The 17,812-nt window shown below is 71.2% G+C and carries 22 protein-coding genes; 12 read left to right on the forward strand and 10 right to left on the reverse strand.

Annotation, left to right across the window (positions count from 1 at the left end; translation table 11 throughout):
• Position 1: 1 nt before the first annotated feature.
• Positions 2-601 (reverse strand): DUF2238 domain-containing protein, encoded by a 600-nt coding sequence (locus KOI47_RS05935; RefSeq protein ID WP_216214654.1) that lies wholly within the window; start codon positions 599-601, stop codon positions 2-4.
• Positions 602-680: 79 nt separating this feature from the next.
• On the opposite strand from KOI47_RS05935, the gene KOI47_RS05940 reads away from it, so the two are divergent.
• On the forward strand, positions 681-1,088 hold the full coding sequence (locus KOI47_RS05940; protein ID WP_216214657.1) for a DUF2267 domain-containing protein: 408 nt from the start codon (positions 681-683) through the stop codon (positions 1,086-1,088).
• Here KOI47_RS05940 and KOI47_RS05945 read toward each other — a convergent pair.
• Positions 1,081-1,269 carry a DUF397 domain-containing protein gene (locus tag KOI47_RS05945; RefSeq protein WP_216214659.1) on the reverse strand — a complete coding sequence of 63 codons (189 nt, stop codon included), beginning with the start codon at positions 1,267-1,269 and terminating at the stop codon, positions 1,081-1,083. The two genes, KOI47_RS05940 and KOI47_RS05945, sit on opposite strands and share 8 nt — an antisense overlap.
• The gene (locus tag KOI47_RS05950) at positions 1,269-2,120 is read right to left on the reverse strand and encodes a helix-turn-helix domain-containing protein (RefSeq protein ID WP_216214661.1); all 852 of its coding nucleotides are present in this window, start codon (positions 2,118-2,120) and stop codon (positions 1,269-1,271) included. Before KOI47_RS05950 ends, KOI47_RS05945 begins: the two co-directional genes overlap by 1 nt.
• A 153-nt stretch (positions 2,121-2,273) precedes the next feature.
• On the opposite strand from KOI47_RS05950, the gene KOI47_RS05955 reads away from it, so the two are divergent.
• Genes KOI47_RS05955 through KOI47_RS05965 form a run of 3 tightly spaced genes read left to right on the forward strand, consistent with a single transcriptional unit; the run spans position 2,274 to position 2,949 of the window.
• Positions 2,274-2,507 (forward strand): hypothetical protein, encoded by a 234-nt coding sequence (locus KOI47_RS05955; RefSeq protein ID WP_216214663.1) that lies wholly within the window; start codon positions 2,274-2,276, stop codon positions 2,505-2,507.
• Positions 2,504-2,755, forward strand: coding sequence for a hypothetical protein (locus KOI47_RS05960; RefSeq protein ID WP_216214665.1), 252 nt, complete (start codon positions 2,504-2,506; stop codon positions 2,753-2,755). Before KOI47_RS05955 ends, KOI47_RS05960 begins: the two co-directional genes overlap by 4 nt.
• Before the next feature lie 5 nt (positions 2,756-2,760).
• Complete coding sequence (locus KOI47_RS05965) at positions 2,761-2,949, forward strand: hypothetical protein (RefSeq protein ID WP_216214667.1); 189 nt, start codon at positions 2,761-2,763, stop codon at positions 2,947-2,949.
• Between the two features lie 170 nt (positions 2,950-3,119).
• Here KOI47_RS05965 and KOI47_RS05970 read toward each other — a convergent pair whose 3' ends face one another.
• Positions 3,120-3,350 (reverse strand): DUF397 domain-containing protein, encoded by a 231-nt coding sequence (locus KOI47_RS05970; RefSeq protein WP_216214669.1) that lies wholly within the window; start codon positions 3,348-3,350, stop codon positions 3,120-3,122.
• Positions 3,347-4,207, reverse strand: a complete 861-nt coding sequence (locus KOI47_RS05975; RefSeq protein ID WP_216214671.1) for a DUF5753 domain-containing protein — start codon at positions 4,205-4,207, stop codon at positions 3,347-3,349. Before KOI47_RS05975 ends, KOI47_RS05970 begins: the two co-directional genes overlap by 4 nt.
• Before the next feature lie 337 nt (positions 4,208-4,544).
• On the opposite strand from KOI47_RS05975, the gene KOI47_RS05980 reads away from it, so the two are divergent.
• Positions 4,545-5,645 (forward strand): ThiF family adenylyltransferase, encoded by a 1,101-nt coding sequence (locus tag KOI47_RS05980; protein WP_216214673.1) that lies wholly within the window; start codon positions 4,545-4,547, stop codon positions 5,643-5,645.
• Between the two features lie 31 nt (positions 5,646-5,676).
• Here the strand turns inward: KOI47_RS05980 and KOI47_RS05985 are convergent, their stop codons facing one another.
• Positions 5,677-6,546, reverse strand: coding sequence for a helix-turn-helix domain-containing protein (locus KOI47_RS05985; RefSeq protein WP_216214675.1), 870 nt, complete (start codon positions 6,544-6,546; stop codon positions 5,677-5,679).
• Positions 6,547-6,682: 136 nt separating this feature from the next.
• Between KOI47_RS05985 and KOI47_RS05990 the strand changes: the two genes are divergently transcribed.
• Positions 6,683-6,994 (forward strand): hypothetical protein, encoded by a 312-nt coding sequence (locus tag KOI47_RS05990; RefSeq protein ID WP_216214677.1) that lies wholly within the window; start codon positions 6,683-6,685, stop codon positions 6,992-6,994.
• 21 nt (positions 6,995-7,015) lie between these two features.
• Here the strand turns inward: KOI47_RS05990 and KOI47_RS05995 are convergent, their stop codons facing one another.
• Positions 7,016-7,813 (reverse strand): IclR family transcriptional regulator, encoded by a 798-nt coding sequence (locus tag KOI47_RS05995; RefSeq protein WP_216214679.1) that lies wholly within the window; start codon positions 7,811-7,813, stop codon positions 7,016-7,018.
• A gap of 67 nt (positions 7,814-7,880) precedes the next feature.
• Positions 7,881-8,186 (reverse strand): hypothetical protein, encoded by a 306-nt coding sequence (locus tag KOI47_RS06000; RefSeq protein WP_232376564.1) that lies wholly within the window; start codon positions 8,184-8,186, stop codon positions 7,881-7,883.
• Positions 8,187-9,078: 892 nt separating this feature from the next.
• Between KOI47_RS06000 and hutH the strand changes: the two genes are divergently transcribed.
• From hutH to hutI, 5 genes are all read left to right on the forward strand, one after another.
• Complete coding sequence (gene hutH / locus KOI47_RS06005; RefSeq protein ID WP_216214681.1) at positions 9,079-10,626, forward strand: histidine ammonia-lyase; 1,548 nt, start codon at positions 9,079-9,081, stop codon at positions 10,624-10,626.
• On the forward strand, positions 10,623-12,275 hold the full coding sequence (gene hutU, locus KOI47_RS06010) for a urocanate hydratase (protein WP_216214682.1): 1,653 nt from the start codon (positions 10,623-10,625) through the stop codon (positions 12,273-12,275). The genes hutH and hutU overlap by 4 nt, the downstream gene beginning before the upstream one ends.
• An 86-nt stretch (positions 12,276-12,361) precedes the next feature.
• Entirely contained in the window at positions 12,362-13,561 is a 1,200-nt protein-coding gene (locus tag KOI47_RS06015) for an allantoate amidohydrolase (RefSeq protein WP_216214684.1), read from the forward strand.
• Positions 13,558-14,859 carry a formimidoylglutamate deiminase gene (locus tag KOI47_RS06020; protein ID WP_216214685.1) on the forward strand — a complete coding sequence of 434 codons (1,302 nt, stop codon included), beginning with the start codon at positions 13,558-13,560 and terminating at the stop codon, positions 14,857-14,859. Before KOI47_RS06015 ends, KOI47_RS06020 begins: the two co-directional genes overlap by 4 nt.
• A complete protein-coding gene (gene hutI / locus KOI47_RS06025) occupies positions 14,856-16,016 on the forward strand; it encodes an imidazolonepropionase (protein ID WP_216214687.1) in 1,161 nt (386 codons plus the stop codon). The genes KOI47_RS06020 and hutI overlap by 4 nt, the downstream gene beginning before the upstream one ends.
• 3 nt (positions 16,017-16,019) lie before the next feature.
• On the opposite strand, the gene KOI47_RS06030 is transcribed toward hutI, so the two are convergent.
• Both KOI47_RS06030 and KOI47_RS06035 read right to left on the reverse strand, forming a co-directional pair.
• Entirely contained in the window at positions 16,020-16,790 is a 771-nt protein-coding gene (locus KOI47_RS06030; protein WP_232376565.1) for a hypothetical protein, read from the reverse strand.
• A complete protein-coding gene (locus KOI47_RS06035; protein ID WP_216214688.1) occupies positions 16,787-16,999 on the reverse strand; it encodes a hypothetical protein in 213 nt (70 codons plus the stop codon). The genes KOI47_RS06030 and KOI47_RS06035 overlap by 4 nt, the downstream gene beginning before the upstream one ends.
• An 86-nt stretch (positions 17,000-17,085) precedes the next feature.
• On the opposite strand from KOI47_RS06035, the gene KOI47_RS06040 reads away from it, so the two are divergent.
• Positions 17,086-17,808, forward strand: a complete 723-nt coding sequence (locus KOI47_RS06040; protein WP_216214690.1) for a dienelactone hydrolase family protein — start codon at positions 17,086-17,088, stop codon at positions 17,806-17,808.
• Positions 17,809-17,812 lie beyond the last annotated feature (4 nt).

Below are 17,812 nucleotides of genomic sequence, written 5' to 3' on the forward strand. Positions count from 1 at the left end.
CTCATACCCGGCTCTCCTGCAACTGCCGGTCGTGCGCTCGGCTGAGCAGTGCCTGGCAGGTGAGTGCGCCCAGCAGTGCCATCAGCATGTCCCACTGAGTGTCCATCGGATCACCCTGGGTCGCGAGGTAAGCGCCGCCCTGCCCGCTGACGGTCGCCGCGGCTGCCTCGATCAGCTCGAACCCGGCGCTGATGCCGAGGCAGCCCGCGGTGAGCACCAGCCACAGCCAGCGCCCCGGCCGCAGCCCGGTGTGCCGCAGCAGCAGTTCACGCAGCACGATCGCCGCGACCACGCCCTGCATGATGTGGCCGAGGCGGTCGTAGTGGTTGCGCGCGAACCCGAACCAGTCCTGCATCCAGAAGCCCAGCGGCACGTGCGCGTAGGTGTAGTGCGCGCCGAGTTCCATCATCAGCGCTCCGGCGGTCATCAGCCGGTAGGCGAGCACGGTGAACCGGAACCGGGAGAACGTCGCGGCCAGCACCGGCACCGCGATCGCGATGGGCGTGACTTCCAGCAGCCAGGTGCCGATGTCGTGTGCGCCGGTTCCGGAGACGACCAGCCCGGCCAGGGCCACTGTCAACAGCACGGCGGGTTCCCGCATACCGGGCCGGGTACCCGGCCGGGCCGCGTTTAGTCGCCGCAGCGGCAGGCAACTCCGGCGGGGAGGAGAGGAGCGCGTCATGAAACACGACCAGTTCATCGGCCGGGTGCAGGCGCGGGCCCGCCTGGCCAGCAGGGGCGAAGCGGAAGGCATCACCAGGGCGACCCTGGAGACGCTGGGCGAGCGGATACCCGAGCGGGTCGCCGATCATGTCGCCGCGCAACTGCCCATCGAGATCGGTGAACACCTGCGCCGCACGGTCACCATGGGCGGCGCCGGATCCGGCGAGCGGTTCGGCATCGACGAGTTCGCCGAGCGGGTCGCCGAACGCGGGCACACCACGCCACCGCAGGCGGTCTACGGGTCCAGGGTGGTGCTCGAGGTGATCGGTGAGGCCACCGAGGGCGTGGTGGAGAAGGTCCGGGACGCGCTGCCCGGCGAGTTGCGCGGCCTGATCGACGCGGGCAGTTCCGGCTCGCTCAGCTAGCGCGCACCGCGTGGGTGAACGCCCGCCAGGCTCGGGTCGAGAGCAACAGGGTGCCGCCCGCGCGGTTCTTGGTGTCCCGGATGCCGATGTCGCGGTGTGTGTCGTCCGGCAGCGCGATTTCCACGCAGTTGGTGCCGGTGCTGCTCCGGCTGGACTTGACCCACCCTCGCTGTGCTGCCATCAGGATGCTCCTTCCATCTCGGCGGCGATCCCGGCGATGAGACCGGCCGATTCCTCGGGGTGCAGGGCCACGGCGGTGATGGTGTCGATGGCTTGCCGGTAGCGAGCGACGTCCTCCCGCTCGTGCAGGAACAGCCCGGTGTCCCGCAGTTCCAGATGCACCACCGGGTCATCCTCTGTCGAGTCGATCAGCACGAAGGGGCCTTCGAGCGCGGGATGCCATCCGCTGCCGAACGGCAGCACCCGCAGGTGCACGTTGGGCAGTTCACCGAGTTCGAGCAGGTACCTGAGCTGCTCGGCCTGCGTCTCGCGGGAGCCGATCACCTGGCGCAGCGCCGCCTCGCCGAGCAGGGCGACGAACTCGGCTGGCTCGGACCTGGTGATCAGTTCCCTGCGGCCGACCCGGACCGCGATCCGGGTCTCCACCTCGGCGCGCGGCACGCCGCCCGCCTCCATGATCGCCCGGATGTACGCGCTGTTCTGCAGCACGCCGGGTACCAGCAGCGGCGATACATCGGTCACCGTGCTCGCGGTCCGCCCACACTCCAGCAGGGCGTTCAGCTGCTGACGTTGCTCCGGAAGCGTGACCGCCAGCCAGCGCGGCTCCCTGGTTCCCGTCGCCATGGCGTGGATATCCGCGTAGCGCTCGCCGGAGACCTCCAGCGCGGTCAGCACCGCGGCCACATCCTCCGGGTCCGGCACCCGGTCGCCGGTCTCCCAGCGGGCGATGGTGCCCGGGCTCTTGCCGGTCTTGGCCGCGAGGTCACGCTGGCTCAGCCCGCGCTCCTTCCGCGCCTCGGCGAGTGCGGCGCCGAGCGCGCGAGCCTTAGGTGTCCTCGTGCTTCCACCCACGCGGCACAGCATATGGCACGTCAGCGGGGTTCATAGCGTCACCCGAAGGAAGCATTGCCCGCCTCGCTTCCAATTGCTTCCATATTACTGGAAGCGACGGAAGCGGAAGTGTGCGGCCGTCGGCCTGGAAGCAGCGTAGCCCGGAGACCCACCGTGAACGCACCGCAGTGGCGAAGTACCCGCATCGCGCCCGCGCGTACCCCCGACGGCAGGGCCACCCGCGTCGTGCTCGGTCTCGCCGCCGCGGACGGCGGCCATCTGGTGGCGATCCGGGTCGGTGACGGCGAGCCGGCGCACCTCGCTCGTCAGGGCGCGCTGGAGCTGCTGGCCAGCGTGCGCGAGGTCATCGCGGAGCAGGATCGGCTGGACGGGGGCGGGTTCCGATGAGCGATCCACTGTGGATGGTTCGGTTCCGGCCCGGGGTGGTCGGGGAGCGCTGGCGGATGGTGCACCTGGTTCCGGTACCCGATCCCGCGGCCGTCCCGGTCACCGTCGGCGACTGTGTGCGGGTGCTGGTGGCCTTGTGCGGCCAGCAGTTCGCGCCCGGGGAGGCCGAGCGGCTGTCCCGGCCTGCCGGCGCCCCGTGCGAGGTGTGCCTCGCGCTGCTCGAGCGGGCCTCCATCGAGGGCGGGTGAGCGGGATGGTGTCGATCCTGGTTTTCGTCGGTGCGTGCCTGGTCGCCCTGGCGGCCGGGTTCTGGCTTGGCCTGCTGTTCACCGGCCGGGCTTCGGGCGGCGGTCACCGCTTCCATGACCCGGCGGTGTCGGTACAGGCGACGATCGCCAGGGCCACCGCCGACGATCGTATGCGTCCTGAGTGGAGGGAATGATCGAAGTGCGGCGGGTACTGCTTCCTCGTGCTGAGCAAGGGCGCGGTGCGGCGGCTCGTGCCGTTGCTCGCCCGCCCCGGCCGGAAACCGGCCGGGGCGGTGTTCGAATGCTGGCCCGTGGAGGTCAGCCGGATGCCGTCGGATCCGACGGCATCACCCTGTACAGCCGGTTACCCGACCAGATGGTCGAACTCACCGTCCTTTGCGCCGCGCAGGAAAGCCTGGATCTCGTGCCGGTCGAAGACGAGGATCGGGCTGTCCGCACCGAGTTTCGAGTCGCGAACTCGGATGTGGCCGGGTGCGGAGCCGCTGAGTTCGACGCATCCGTTCTGCCCGCTGTAGCTCGATTTCCGCCAGCCGTGCATGCCGGTGGAGTCGGACGAGGATGCGTTATTTTTCATGAAATCTCCTTCGACAGATTGAGGATGAACTCTCGTGACCGCTCGGGCTTCTCGGCCTGGATCTGCAGGCGCTCGAAAACGTTACGGAAGTCGCGTAGTTCCTCGGTGGTCTCGTAGTAGAGGCCACCGCGCCGATTTTCGATGTAGACGGTTCCGGGGTCGCCGACAAACTCGGGAGGATAATCGAGAATCGTAAAGGTGCCATCGGTGGCCGGATGGGTGCCTGCGGTGAAGGGAAGCACCTGGATTTCGATGTTCGGCTGCTCGGTCAGTTGAGCAAGGTGCCGCAGCTGGTCCCGCATCACCGCGGGTCCGCCAACCTGGCGGCGCAGCGCTCCCTCGTCGAGTACCGACCAGACCTGCGGTGGGTTCTCACTCCGGTTCAGCAGTTCCTGTCGCGCCATTCGCAGGTCGACCCTGGCCGCGATCTCCTCGTCGCTCATCCGCTGCCCCGGCGGTCCCAGGATGGCGAAAGCGTAGTCCCGGGTCTGGAAAAGGCCGGGCACGATATGCAGGTCCACGCTGCTGATTCGCGCGGCGCCGGTTTCCAGGCCGAGGTACAGGGTGAGATACTCCGGTACCGAAGTGAACTTGATCCACCAGTCCTGACCGCGCTTCGCCCTTTTGATCATGTCCCGGAACAGCGGCACATGGTCCGGGACCCCGTAGAGGTCGAGCAGGATCTCCAGGTCTGCCGGTGCGGGCAGGTTCCGAGCGGTTTCGATATGGGCGATGACCGTGGTGGCCTTGCCGATGCGCTCGGCCGCGGCCGCCCGGTCGTACCCGGCGGCCTCCCGGAGCCTCCGTGCCTCGAGCGCGATCCAGCGCTTGATGGCGGTCGGGTTCAGCGTGCCCACGGACTCGCCACCTCCTCCGGTTTCTCACGGACGGTCACAGTTGGGTTCACCCGCACGGCCTATCGGCGAAGCATAGACGACCACAATGTGAATCTCTACATTTGGGGTACCTGCTAATTGAGAACTCTACATTGTAGAGAGGGGGCTCGGCTGGCGGGTGCGCCCGCACCAGGGCGGCCGGCTGTGGCCGGGATACCGAACCGGGCTTGCCCGACGGTTTCCCGGCCCCCGTGAAAGGAGGTGGACGGCGATGATCGAGATCGTGATGGTCGGCCGCGAGGACGCGGTCGAGCACATCTACTGCGGCTCAGGAGGCAACTGAGTAAAGGGAGTTCGCATGCGTCCACGTATCAAGGCAGAGCACTGCCCGGCCCGGTTCGGCGACGGCTGGTTGCGCATCGGGGGAAAGGTGTTCGGCATCGCCGCCGACCTGCGGGACCCGGACGGCGCCGTGTGGGCGTTGCTGGAACTCCTCGACGGGACACGCACGGTGGACCAGGTGATCGCCGACCTGGTCCACCGCTTCCCCGGCCGCGCGGCCGGGGAGATTCGGGCGGATATCGAGCAACTGAGCGAGCTGGGGTACGTCGAGGACGCCGACGAGCCGGCCTGTACCGCGCTGAGCAGCAGGCAGCGGGAGCGTTACGAACGCGGCAGGCTGCTGAACCGGTGGGTCGACCGCACCCCGCGGGGCTCCAGCTGGGACTTCCAGATCCGGCTTTCGCGGGCTCGGGTGGTGGTCGTCGGCCTCGGCGGGGTGGGTTGCACCGCGGCGCTGGCCCTTGCCCAGTCGGGGGTCGGCCGGCTGCACTGTGTTGATCACGACGTCGTCGAACTGTCGAACCTCAACCGCCAGGTCCTCTACGGCGAGCGGGACCTGGGGCAGCCGAAGGCGGAAGTGGCGGTGGCGAAACTGCGCGCCGTCAACTCCGATATCGAGGTCACGGGGGAGCCAACGCGAATCGAGCACCCGGCCGCGCTACGGTCGCTGGCCGCCGCCTGCGACGTCCTTGTGATGAGTGCCGACCAGCCTGCCGAGCTGTGGAGCTGGGCGAACCGGGCCTGCGCCCGGACTCGTACGGCCTGGGTGCACGGGGCGTACCGCGGTCCCCAGGCGGATATGGGCCTGTACCGGCCGGGCGCCGGTCCGTGCTACGAATGCGCCCGCGCCGCCGACCAGGATCGCGCGGCCCTGCGGCCGCCGGTGGCGGAGTGGCGGGCCGTGCCGATGGGGCCGAGGGTGCACGCCGCGAACGCGGTGACGGCCGGGATGGTCGGCAACCTGGTCGCGCACGCGGTGCTGAGCCTGCTCACCGGTTCGCCCCGGTTGCGGGTGAACTGCCAGTACGGTTTCAACCTGGTCACCCTTGACCACAACTTCGTGACGGTACTGGACCGGTCGCATCCGGAGTGCCGGACCTGTGCGGTGGCGTCCTGAGCGGCTGCGGCACCCGCCCGGCATGCTCCGGTCAGGGCTCGGGCCCGGTGGTCAGCCGTCGCGAAACGCCCTGGATCAGCTCCACGGCCGCGTCACCGCTCACGGACTCGGCCCGCAGGTGGTCGAAGATGAGCTCGTAGCTCCTGATCTCCTCGGGGTCCCTGAGCAGATGTTCGCCGGTCGGAGTCTCCACCATGACGTAGCCGTTGTCGTAGATGATGAACCCGAGCGGCGGGGCGAGCGGCATCACGGCGGTGAACGGCAGGATGCACACGTCGATCGTGCGCAGGCCGACGACGGACTGGAGGCGGTCCAGCTGCCCGAGGTGCGTCTCGAGGCTTCCCATCCGGGTCCACAGCGCCGCCTCCCCGAGTACGAAAAGCAGGGTCCTGTCAGGGTCGTAGAGCAGCGACTGGCGCTCGATGCGCACGGACACCATCCGCTCGGCATCCTCCGGAGTGGAATGCCCCAGCCGTACGGGGCTGGCAGGCAGGAAGATCACGTCCCGCGCGTAGGCGGGCGTCTGCAGCAGCCCCGGCACCATCGAAGGCTGGAACGTGGCGATCCGGCTGGCTTGCTGATCCCGGTCCCGGTAGGACCGCTGCTGGGCGCCGGCCCCGCCGACTTCCCGGTAGGCATGGCGGAACGACACCGACTCCACCCTGGCGCGAGTGAGCAGTTCGGTGACGGCGTCCTCCTCGCCGGAGGCTTCTGCCGCGCGCAGCCACGCCGTGATGTCCGCATCCGTCGGGAGCTGCGTCCCGGTCTCGATCTTGGACACCCGCGACTGTGGCCAGCCGAGGTGCCTGGCGAACCGGTTGCCCGACATGCCGGTCGCGGCCCGGATCTCCCGGAGCTTCGCGGCAAGCCGGGCATGGTCGGTGCCAGGGCGACGGGGCATGCGAACGGAGCCTTCTTCCACGGTTCAGGTACCAGCTGATCCACGCGACCCTGCGATCATGCCATACCTGACCGGCATAGTTGTCGAATAGTACACGAATAGACGATTCGTACGCGGATAGTTCGAGAATAACCTGGTGTGTGCTCCTGCGGCTCCGGTCGCCGCGGACAGCCCGTGGCCGGAGTGGTGCCGCATCGAGGAGGGGAATCCGATGTTCGCCGCGTGGATCCAGATCGCCGAACTCGCACTGCTGCCGCTGGGCTTGGGAGTCGGATACGTTGCCGGCCGTGTCTCCCGCCGGGAGGAGCAGGTTGCCTGCCGCCCCGAGAACACCATCACCCATCCCGGCCTCGCGCCGGAGTACCCGGCGCGGCACGGGCACACCGCCCCGTACCCACCGACCACATGGGACTCGAGCCGGGTACCCGGACACGGCCCGATGCGGTGACTCGCCGGCCGAGGCCCGGGTTCACTCCGGCGCGGCGTCGCCCGGCCTGCCGCCGATCCGGCTGGTCAGCTCGGCCGCGGTGTGCCGGACCTCGGTGGCGAGCTCTGGCCAGTCCTGCCCGCAGGGGCCGTCCTCGCAGTGGTGCCGGAAGGTCACGCTGATCGCCGCCAGCGGCCTGCCGCCGTGGTCGAAAACCGGGGACGCCACCGAGGCGAACCCCGCGGTGACCTGGCCGTCCTCCACCGCCCAGCCCCGGCGGCGGTGCGTGCTCAGTACCCGCCGCAGCTCGGCCAGCCCGCGCGGCCCGCGCCCGGTGCGGTCCACGAAGGCCGTGGCCGCGGGGAACAGGGCCCGCACATGGGGTTTGGAGAGGTGCATCAGGATGGCGAGGCCGGAGGCGGTGAGCTGGCCCGGCAGTCGCACCCCGACATCGGTCACCAGCGTCTCCGGCTGGGCAGGGCGTTCCTTGATCAGGTACAGCGACTCGTTGCCGTGCAGCACCCCGAGGTGCGCGTTGTGGCCCGTCCGGTCGACCAGCTTGCGCAGCAGCGGAGTGGCCAGTCGCTCCAGCGGCTCGTGCCGCAGGTACGCCGAGCCGAGCTCGAACACCGCGATTCCCAGCCCGTATCGCCGCTCCGCGGGCAGGTGCGCGACGAACCCGGCCGCCTCCAGTTCGCTGAGCAGGTGGTACGTGGTCGAGCGGGGCAGGTCCAGCTCCCTGGCCACGGTGGCGGCGGACACCGGCCCGGCGTGCGCCCCCAGCACGCGCAGGACCGCGAGTCCGCGGCGCAACGCCGGAACGTCGCTACTCGATCCCATCCGTGCCCTCCTGTCTGGTACCCCAGACGTGAGGGTAGGACATCCAGCTTGGCGGAGACTTGCTGCTTCAGGGGCGTTGCACCGGGACTTCCTGTGGGACTGGTGGAGCCTTGTCGACAGGACCCGAGCTCGCCGCCAGGCTGGTCAGCACGATCGCCAGCCCCAGCGCCGTCATGATTGCGCCGAGGATCTGAGCCAGCCTCGCCAGCGCCGGATCCCGGCGCCGGACGACGAACCCGGCGCCGAGCACCGCCAGGCCGACGACCAATGGTCCGTAGCCAAAAGGTACGGATGCCACGAAGATCAACGCGGCAGCACCGGCGAATACGACCAGCCGGACAGTGCCCGCCTTGGCCCCCTGCATTGTCGTCATGCCAACTCACCTACTCAACTTTCCGCCGGCCACCTTACGGTTTCCGTTCGTCCTCCGCTGCGATTTCAGCACAGAGAGGATGACGAACAAGCCTGCCGCTACCTGCAGTAGCGATAGCCAGCCAGGGTTATCGCTTTGAGTGGCCAGATAGACGCCCGTGAGGACTACGCCAATCCCCAGGAGAAGGCCCAATCGACGCCGAACGGGAGATTGCCATGGACCTTTGCTCACCGCACCCCCTGGCTCGATGACTTTATAGAGCGTCCGCCGCTGGTCAGACTAACTCGTGGGTCAGCCGAGGTCGACGCCGCGCAGTCCGGTTCGTGAGATGACGTAGAGAAACGGGCCGGGGCTGGCACAGGCATCGGTGATCTTGTCGAGCACCCGAGATAGAGCTGCGCCATGTCACTGGCGCGGAGGTTGCCGCTGGTCAAGCAGAACGCACGTACATGATGGCGGACCAGGGCGGCGCGCTCGGCGGGACGGTAGCACCTCGGCCAGTGTCTGCAGCCGCAACCCGGCGCCAGTCCTGGTCGCGATCCGCACAGCGTCACCGAGCTGGTCACGCGGCATGCCGTACTCATCGGCCACGACATCCATGGGCTCGCCCGCGCGGAAGAGCCCGAGTGCGTCGTCAAGGCGCGTCGCCGGCGAATACCGGTCTGGCGCCGGCCGCGACCTCGCTGCCAATTCAACCGACTGCACCCCTGACCGGCCCCAGAGAGTTCGCGCTCCCGGCTCACGTTCGGGAACGGCCAACTCGTGCGCGTGGCGGGCAAACACGGGTACGTGGGGAGCAAACACGCCGGGGGGCTGGCGGATGTCTGGTATTCCAGACGAGATACCGCGCGCCGGGGCTGCCCAGCGGGCGCGGGCGGGGTGAAATGGGGGCATGCCAGAAGCAGTGGAACTGGGCGAGCGGCCCCTGCGCCCCGATCAGGCGGTGGCCGTAGCCCGCGGGCAGGCGACCGTAGGGTTCAGCGAGCTCGCCGAGCGGAAGATGGCCGAGTCCCGGCGGCACGTGGAGACTCTCGCCGGGGCACAGCAGCCGACCTACGGGGTGTCCACCGGATTCGGGGCGCTGGCCGTACGGCATATCCCACCGGAGAGCCGCACCCAGCTGCAACGCTCCTTCGTCCGCTCGCACGCGGCCGGGGCCGGCGAGCCGGTGGAGCCGGAGGTGGTGCGCGCGCTGATGGTGTTGCGGCTGCGCACCCTGGTCACCGGGCACACCGGCGTCCAGCCCGCGACCGCGCACGCGCTGGCCGGGCTGTTGAACGCGGGCATCACCCCGGTGGTGCACGAGTACGGCTCGCTGGGCTGCTCGGGCGATCTCGCCCCGCTGGCCGCGGTGGCACTCGCGCTGACCGGGGAGGGCGAGGTGTTCGACGCCGCAGGCACCCGGATGCCCGCGGCCGAGGCGCTGCGCGCCGCCGGGATCGAGCCGGTCACCCTTGCCGAGAAGGAAGGGCTCGCGCTCACCAACGGCACCGATGGCATGCTCGGCATGCTCCTGCTCGCCGCCGCCGACCTGCACCGGCTGCTGGACATCGCCGACCTCACCGCGGCGATGAGCGTGGAGGCCCTGCTCGGCACCGACCGTGCCTTCGCCGAGGACCTGCAAGCCCTGCGCCCGCATCCGGGCCAGGCGATCTCCGGGGCCCGGATGCGCGCCGCACTGGCCGACTCGCCGATCGTGGCCAGCCACCGCGGCCCGGACTGCACCCGGGTGCAGGACGCCTACTCGCTGCGCTGTGCGCCCCAGGTGCACGGCGCCGCCAGGGACACCCTGGACCACGCCGAACTCGTCGCCGAACGCGAACTCGCCGCCGCCATCGACAACCCGGTGGTGCTCGCCGACGGGCGGGTGGAGTCCAACGGCAACTTCCACGGCGCCCCGGTGGCCTATGCCCTGGACTTCCTCGCCATCCCGGCAGCCGATGTGGCCGGCATCGCCGAGCGACGCACCGACCGGATGCTGGACGTGGCCCGCTCGCACGGCCTGCCCGCCTTCCTCGCCGCCGACCCCGGGGTGGACTCCGGGCACATGATCGCCCAGTACACCCAGGCCGCCGTGGTCAGCGAGCTGAAGCGGCTGGCCGCCCCGGCCTCGGTGGACTCCATCCCGAGCAGCGCCATGCAGGAGGACCACGTGTCCATGGGCTGGTCGGCGGCCCGCAAGCTGCGCCGCGCCGTCGAGGGGCTCACCACGGTGCTCGCGGTCGAACTGCTCACCGCCGCCCGCGCGCTGGACCTGCGCGCCCCGCTGCTGCCCGCACCGGTCACCGGGGCCGTGCGCGACCTGCTGCGCACCCGGGTCGATGGTCCCGGCCCGGACCGCCACCTCGCGCCGGAGATCGCCGCGGCCGAGGACCTGATCCGTACCGGCGCCGTACTGGATGCCGTGACCGAGCACCTGCCGAACGGAGGTACCCGATGAGCCGAACGATCCGGGCGGCCCGCGGGGGCACGCTGACCGCGCGCAACTGGCAGTCCGAGGGCGCCCTGCGCATGCTGCACAACAACCTGGATCCCGAGGTCGCCGAGCGACCCGAGGACCTGGTGGTCTACGGCGGCACGGGGAAGGCCGCGCGGGACTGGAGCAGTTTCGACGCGATCAGCCGCTGCCTCACCACCCTGGCCGAGGACGAGACCCTGCTGGTGCAGTCCGGCAAGCCGGTCGGGGTGCTGCGCACCCACGAGTGGGCGCCGCGGGTGCTGATCGCCAACTCCAACCTGGTCGGGGACTGGGCAACCTGGCCGGAGTTCCGCAGGCTGGACGCGCTCGGGCTGACCATGTACGGCCAGATGACCGCGGGTTCCTGGATCTACATCGGCACCCAGGGCATCCTGCAGGGCACCTACGAGACCTTCGCCGCCGTGGCGGAGAAACGATTCGGCGGCAGCCTGGCAGGTACGCTCACCGTCACCGCCGGTCTTGGCGGTATGGGTGGCGCGCAACCGCTTGCGGTGACCATGAACGACGGCGCCGCGCTGGTGATCGAATGCGACCCGCACCGGGCACGTCGTCGCATGGAGACCCGCTACCTCGACGAACTCGCGTCCGATGTGGACGACGCCGTGCGCAGGGTGAGCGCGGCGCGCGCGGAACGCAGGGCGCTGTCGGTCGGGGTGATCGGCAACGCCGCCGAGGTGCTGCCCGAGCTGCTGCGCCGCGGGGTCGAGGTGGATATCGTCACCGACCAGACCTCGGCGCACGACCCGCTGGCCTACCTGCCAAAGGGGGTGGCGGTAGAGGACTGGGACGACTACGCGGCGAAGAAGCCGGACGAGTTCACCGACCGCGCGAGGGACTCCATGGCCGAGCACGTGGACGCCATGCTCGGGTTCCTTGACGCCGGAGCGGAGGTCTTCGACTACGGCAACTCGCTGCGCGGCGAGGCCAAGCTCGGCGGTTGCGAGCGGGCCTTCGACTTCCCCGGGTTCGTGCCCGCCTACATCCGCCCGCTGTTCTGCGAGGGCAAGGGGCCGTTCCGCTGGGCCGCGCTGTCCGGGGACCCGGCCGATATCGCGGCAACCGACCGGGCGATCCTTGATCTCTTCCCGGAGAACGAGTCCCTGGCCCGCTGGATCCGGCTGGCCGGGGAGCGGGTCTCCTTCCAGGGCCTGCCCGCGCGGATCTGCTGGCTCGGCTACGGCGAGCGGCACCTCGCGGGCCTGCGGTTCAACGAGATGGTGGCGCGCGGTGAGCTGAGTGCCCCGGTGGCCATCGGGCGCGACCACCTCGACGCCGGTAGTGTCGCCTCCCCGTACCGGGAAACCGAGGGCATGGCCGATGGCTCGGACGCGATCGCCGACTGGCCGCTGCTGAACGCGCTGGTCAACACGGCGTCCGGGGCCAGCTGGGTGTCCATCCATCACGGGGGTGGCGTCGGTATGGGACGCTCGATCCACGCCGGGCAGGTGTGCGTGGCCGACGGCACCACGCTGGCCGGGCAGAAGATCGAGCGGGTGCTGACCAACGACCCTGGTATGGGCGTGCTGCGGCACGTCGATGCCGGCTACGAGCGGGCCGCCGAGGTCGCCTCCGAGCGTGGGGTCCGGGTGCCGATGATGGAGGCGGAGTGACAGGGCGTCCGAAACCGGCGCGGAATCGCGACAGCGGGCAGCGGTACGCGCGTTCGGCGGAGCCCGCGAGCGGATCCAGACAAGCAGTGAGTACGCAGGGGTTGCTGGACCAGCTGTCCGACGTCGGCAGGGACCGGCGTCGCGGCGGTTACTCGCGGCACGCCTTCGACCCGGCCGAGCTGGAGCTGCGCACCTGGTTCACCGAGCAGGCGAGCAGGCGCGGGCTGGACGTGGAGACCGACCGCAACGGCAACCTCTGGGCCTGGTGGGGCAGCCCCGGCCAGGACGCGCTGGTCACCGGCAGCCACCTGGACTCGGTCCCCGGCGGCGGGGCCTTCGACGGGCCGCTCGGCGTGGTCAGCGCCTTCACCGCGGTGGACGCCCTGCGCGAGCGGGGCCGCCCGCCACGGCGGCCGTTCGCGGTGGTCGCCTTCGCCGAGGAGGAGGGCGGCCGGTTCGGCGTGCCCTGTCTGGGATCGCGCCTGCTCACCGGGGCGATCAGCGCCGAAACCGCCCGTGCCCTCAAGGATCCGGACGGGATCACCCTGGCCGAGGCCGCTGCGGGCGCCGGGCTGGACCCGGAACGCATCGGTGCCGACCCGGACCGGCTGGCCACCATCGGGCAGTTCGTTGAGCTGCACGTGGAGCAGGGCAAGGGGCTGAGCTACGACAACCACTCGCTGGCGATCGGCACCGACATCAGCGCGCACGGCCGCTGGCGCTTCACCTTCACCGGGCAGGGGGACCATGCCGGGACCACCCTGCTGATGCATCGCAAGGACCCCATGCTGCCCGCGGCTGCGACGGTCGGCGCGACCAGGATCGCCGCGATGGACGCCTCCCATGGGCGGGCCACCGTCGGCAGGCTGGTGCCGAACCCCGGGGGCACCAACGTGATCGCGTCCTCTGTGGACCTGTGGCTGGACGCGCGGGCCGAGGACGAGTACTGCACCAGGGCGATGGTCGAGGAGATCGCCGAGGCCGCGCGGTCCGCGGCCGAGCAGGAGGGCTGCACCCTCCAGATCACCGAGGAGTCCTACTCCGACACCGTGTACTTCGACCGGGGACTGGGGCAGGAGCTCGGCCGGGTACTCGGTAGGGTGCCCGCCATCCCCACCGGTGCCGGGCACGACGCGGGCATCCTCGCCCCGCATCTGCCCACCGGCATGCTCTTCGTGCGCAACCCGACCGGGATCAGCCACGCGCCCGAGGAGTTCGCCGAACCCGAGGACGTGGAACGGGGCGCTGCGGCGCTGGCCGATGTGCTGGAGCATCTGGGCTCATGACGATGTACTGGTGCGAGTACGCGTGGCTGCCGGACGGGGTGGCCGAGGGGGTACGGATCGAGGTCTCCGGGGACCGGATCGCCTCGGTGCAACGGGACCTGCCAAGGGCGGGCACCATCCTGAACGGCTTGACCCTTCCCGGTTTCGCCAATACGCACTCGCACGCGTTCCACCGCGCGCTGCGCGGCCGGACGCACCACGAGCGGGGCACGTTCTGGAGCTGGCGCGAGCGGATGTACGAGCTGGCCGAGCGGCTCGACCCCGACTCCTACTACCGGCTGGCCCGCGCGGTGTACGCGGAGATGGTACTGGCCGGCTACACCAGCGTGGGCGAGTTCCACTACCTGCACCACGCACCCGGCGGCATTGCCTATGCCGAGCCGAACGTGATGAGCCAGGCACTGGCGGCCGCGGCCACCGACGCGGGCATCCGGCTGACCCTGCTGGACACCTGCTACCTGGCAGGCGGGTTCGGCCAGCCGCCGAGCCGCCACCAGTCCCGGTTCGCCGATGCCGACGCCACGGCCTGGGCCGAGCGGGCCAGGGCCTTCACCCCGGCTGGGGAGCTGGTGCGGCGCGGGACGGCGGTGCACTCGGTGCGCGCCGTGCCCGCCGAGCAACTGCCCACCGTGGCGGAGGCGGCCGAGGGGCTGCCGCTGCATGTCCACCTTTCCGAGCAGCGCGGGGAAAACGTGGACTGCCTCGCCCAGCACGGCCGGACCCCGACCACCCTGCTTTCGGAGTGCGGGGTACTCGGGCCGCATACCGTTGCCGTGCATGCCACCCACCTGACCAGCACCGACATCGGCGCGCTGAGCCGCACCGGCACCAGGGCCTGCTTCTGCCCGACCACCGAGCGCGACCTCGGCGACGGGATCGGCCCGGCGCGGGCCCTGCTGGACGCCGGGGTGGGGCTGTGTCTCGGCAGCGACAGCCACGCGGTGGTGGACGCCTTCGAGGAGACCAGGGCGCTGGAGCTGAACGAGCGGCTTTCCAGCGAGGAGCGCGGCCGGATCGAGGTCGGCGAGCTGATGGCGGCGGCGACCGGCCACGACGCGATCGGCTGGTCCGAGGTCGGCGAGCTGGCTCCCGGAGCGGGCGCGGACCTGGTCACCGTGGACCTGGACTCGGTGCGCACCGCGGGCATCGAGCCGAGCGGGGCGCTGTACGCGGCCGGGGCCGCCGATGTGCGCGAGGTGATGATCGCAGGCCGGTGGGTGGTGCAGGACCGGGGGCACAAGCTGCTCCCGCACCCGGCGGCCGCGCTGGCGAGGGAGATCGGGCAGCTGTGGGAATGACGGCGACACTCCTGACCGAGATCGGCGAGCTCACCACCAACGACCCCGAACTGGGCAGGCGCCGGGATGCCGCCCTGGTGCTGCAAGGCGAGCGGGTCGTATGGGTGGGGGAGCGGGCCGCCGCGCCGCCCGCCGACGAGCTGGTCAACATGGCCGGCCGGGCGGTGCTGCCCGGCTGGGTGGACAGCCACACCCACCTGGTGTTCGCTGGTGACCGCACCGCCGAGTTCGAGGCGCGGATGGCGGGTGAGCCGTACCGCGCCGGCGGGATCGCGGTCACCGTGGAGGCCACCAGGGCCGCCTCCGACGAGGCGCTGGCGCAGAACCTGCGCAGCCACGTCGACGAGGCCGCGCGGCAGGGCACCACCTGCCTGGAGACCAAGACCGGGTACGGGCTCAACGTGGCCGATGAGCAGCGCAGCGCCCGGATCGCCGCCGAGGTCGCCGACGAGGTGACCTACCTCGGTGCGCATCTGGTCCCGCCCGGCGCCGATCCGGAGTCCTATGTGGACCTGGCTGCCGGGGAGATGCTCGACGCCGTACGCCCGTACGTGCGCTGGGGCGACGTGTTCTGCGAGGAAGGGGCCTTCGACGAGGCACAGACCGGGCGGCTGCTGCTGGCGATGGCCGGGCACGGTCTCGGCCTGCGGGTGCACGGCAACCAGCTCGGTCCCGGGCCCGGGGTCCAGCTCGCGGTGCGGCACGGTGCGGCCAGCGTGGACCACTGCACCTACCTGACCGAAGCCGATGTGGACGCGCTGGCCGGCTCGGACACCGTGGCCACCCTGCTGCCCGCCTGCGACCTCTCCACCCGGCAGCCGCTGGCGCCCGCACGCAGGCTGCTGGATGCCGGGGCGACGATCGCGCTGGCCAGCAACGCCAACCCGGGCAGCTCCTACACCACCTCGATGGCGTTCTGCGTGGCCACCGCCGTGCTGCAGATGGGCCTTTCGGTGCAGGAGGCGGTGTGGGCGGCCACCGCCGGGGGCGCCCGCGCCCTGCGCAGGGACACCGGCGACGGCGCGGTCGGCGTCATCCGTCCCGGCGCCCGCGCCGACCTGCATGTGCTGGACGCCCCCTCGGCGACCCACCTCGCCTACCGCCCCGGCGTCCCGCTCACCTGGGCCGTCTGGCGCCGCGGCCTCCGCCAGCGCTGACACTCACAGCAGGGGCAGCCCCAGGGTCCGGGCGTGGGCGGTGGCCTGGGCACGGAGGTCGGGGTCGAGGGTGGCGACGGCGCCGGTGAGCCGGTTACGCGCCGGTTCGCCGAGGTGGGTCAGCAGGTCGAGGGCCTCCGGCCACAGGTCGTGCTCGGCGGCGGCCCGCGCCAGCCCGGCGAACCGCTCGTCCGGCAGCAGCGCGATCACATGGTCGATCCGGTCCTTGTCGTCGATCACGAAGGCGATCCGCAGCAGCGCCGCATCCGGGATCCGCGCCAGGCTCGCCGCGACCGCGGGCTCGGGCAGGTGCCCGACGAACCGCCCGAGCGTGATCCAGTCCTCCCTGCCGACCAGCTCCCCGGCGACCTCGGCCACGGTCGGCGCCGGGATCCCGGAGATGATCTCGCTCGCTCGCCGTGGATCCAGCTCGGCGGCCACATCGGCGAGGAAGCCGGGGTGGAGGCGGCGCGCCACCTCCACCCCGCGCGGGACGTCCACCAGCCCGGCCACCCTGGCGCACAGCGCGGGCCCGAACACCCGCTCGGCGATCCGGGCCAGCACCGGGCCCGGCAGCAGCCTGCTGGCCGCGGCCATCCGCCGCAGCACCCCGAGGTTGCCGTCGAACAGCAGGTCGGTGGCCTGCTCGCGGAACCGGCGCAGGTCATCGGGGTGCACCCGCTCCAGGAAGTCCAACCGCTCCGGTGGCGTCTTCAGCAGCCGGGACAGCTTCAGCACCTCGGCCCGCGCGGCCAGCTCCGCCAGGCCGCTCACAGGCCAACCGCCTTGCGCACGGCCCCGCGCAGCAGCGCGGGCACGTACTTCAGCGACTCCTCGGCCGCCGTGGCGAGCTCGGCGGCCTGCCGCTCGCGGGCCGCCCGCAACGCCTCGGCCAGCTCCTGCCGCTGCTCGTGCGGCAGCGTGGCGATCCCGTCCGGAAGGGGGCCGAGCTGCTCGTCCAGCGGCCGGGTGGGGCCTGCCATGGTGCGCCTCCTTCGGGTCGGCGGGGCAGAGTTCGATCATCATGCCGTACCGCCGCGCGCGCATGCCGGGGTCTACCGTGCGGGGCATGGCGCAGGAGAATCACGAGATCTCGACATCAATGGTCACCGTGCGGGAGCTGAACGCGTACCTGGCCCGGCCCGCGGGCGGCAGCGAGCGCGGCATGCTACTGCTGCCGATGGTCACCGGCATCGGCGAGCAGGTGCGGGAGTTCGCCGCCGACCTGGCCCGCGCCGGGGTCACCGCGCTGTGCTGGGACCCCTGGCACGGGCCGAGTACCGATGACACCCCGCGCGAGCGGCTGATGGAGCTGCTGACCCAGCTGGACGACGAGGTCGCGCTGGCCGAGGCGGGGCAGCTGCTCGAGCACCTGTTCGGCGAGCTCGGGGTGACCAGGGCCGGGGTGATCGGCTGGTGCCTCGGCGGCAGGCTGGCGCTGATCCTCGGCGGGCGCGAGCGGCGGCTGGCCAATGTGGTCGCCTACCACCCCACGGTCCCAGGGACCCCGGCACCGAACCACACCCTGGACGCCGTCGAGCACACCCGGCGAATCGCCGCACCGGCGATGATGCTGTACCCCACCGCGGACACGCTGGTGCCGTGGGAGAGCTTCGCCCGGTTGCAGGAGGCGCTGCAGTCCAGGGCGGACGGCGCCAGCATCGTGCACACCTACCCGCGGGCCGAGCACGGGTTCAGCGACCGGTCCCGGCACGGCAACGAGGTCAACGCGGCGGCCTACGCCGTGTCCTGGCCGCAGGTGCTGGAGTTCGTGCGGGCCACCACCGGCTGAGCAG

This window comes from Amycolatopsis aidingensis (genome assembly GCF_018885265.1).
GTDB classification, from domain to species: domain Bacteria; phylum Actinomycetota; class Actinomycetes; order Mycobacteriales; family Pseudonocardiaceae; genus Amycolatopsis; species Amycolatopsis aidingensis.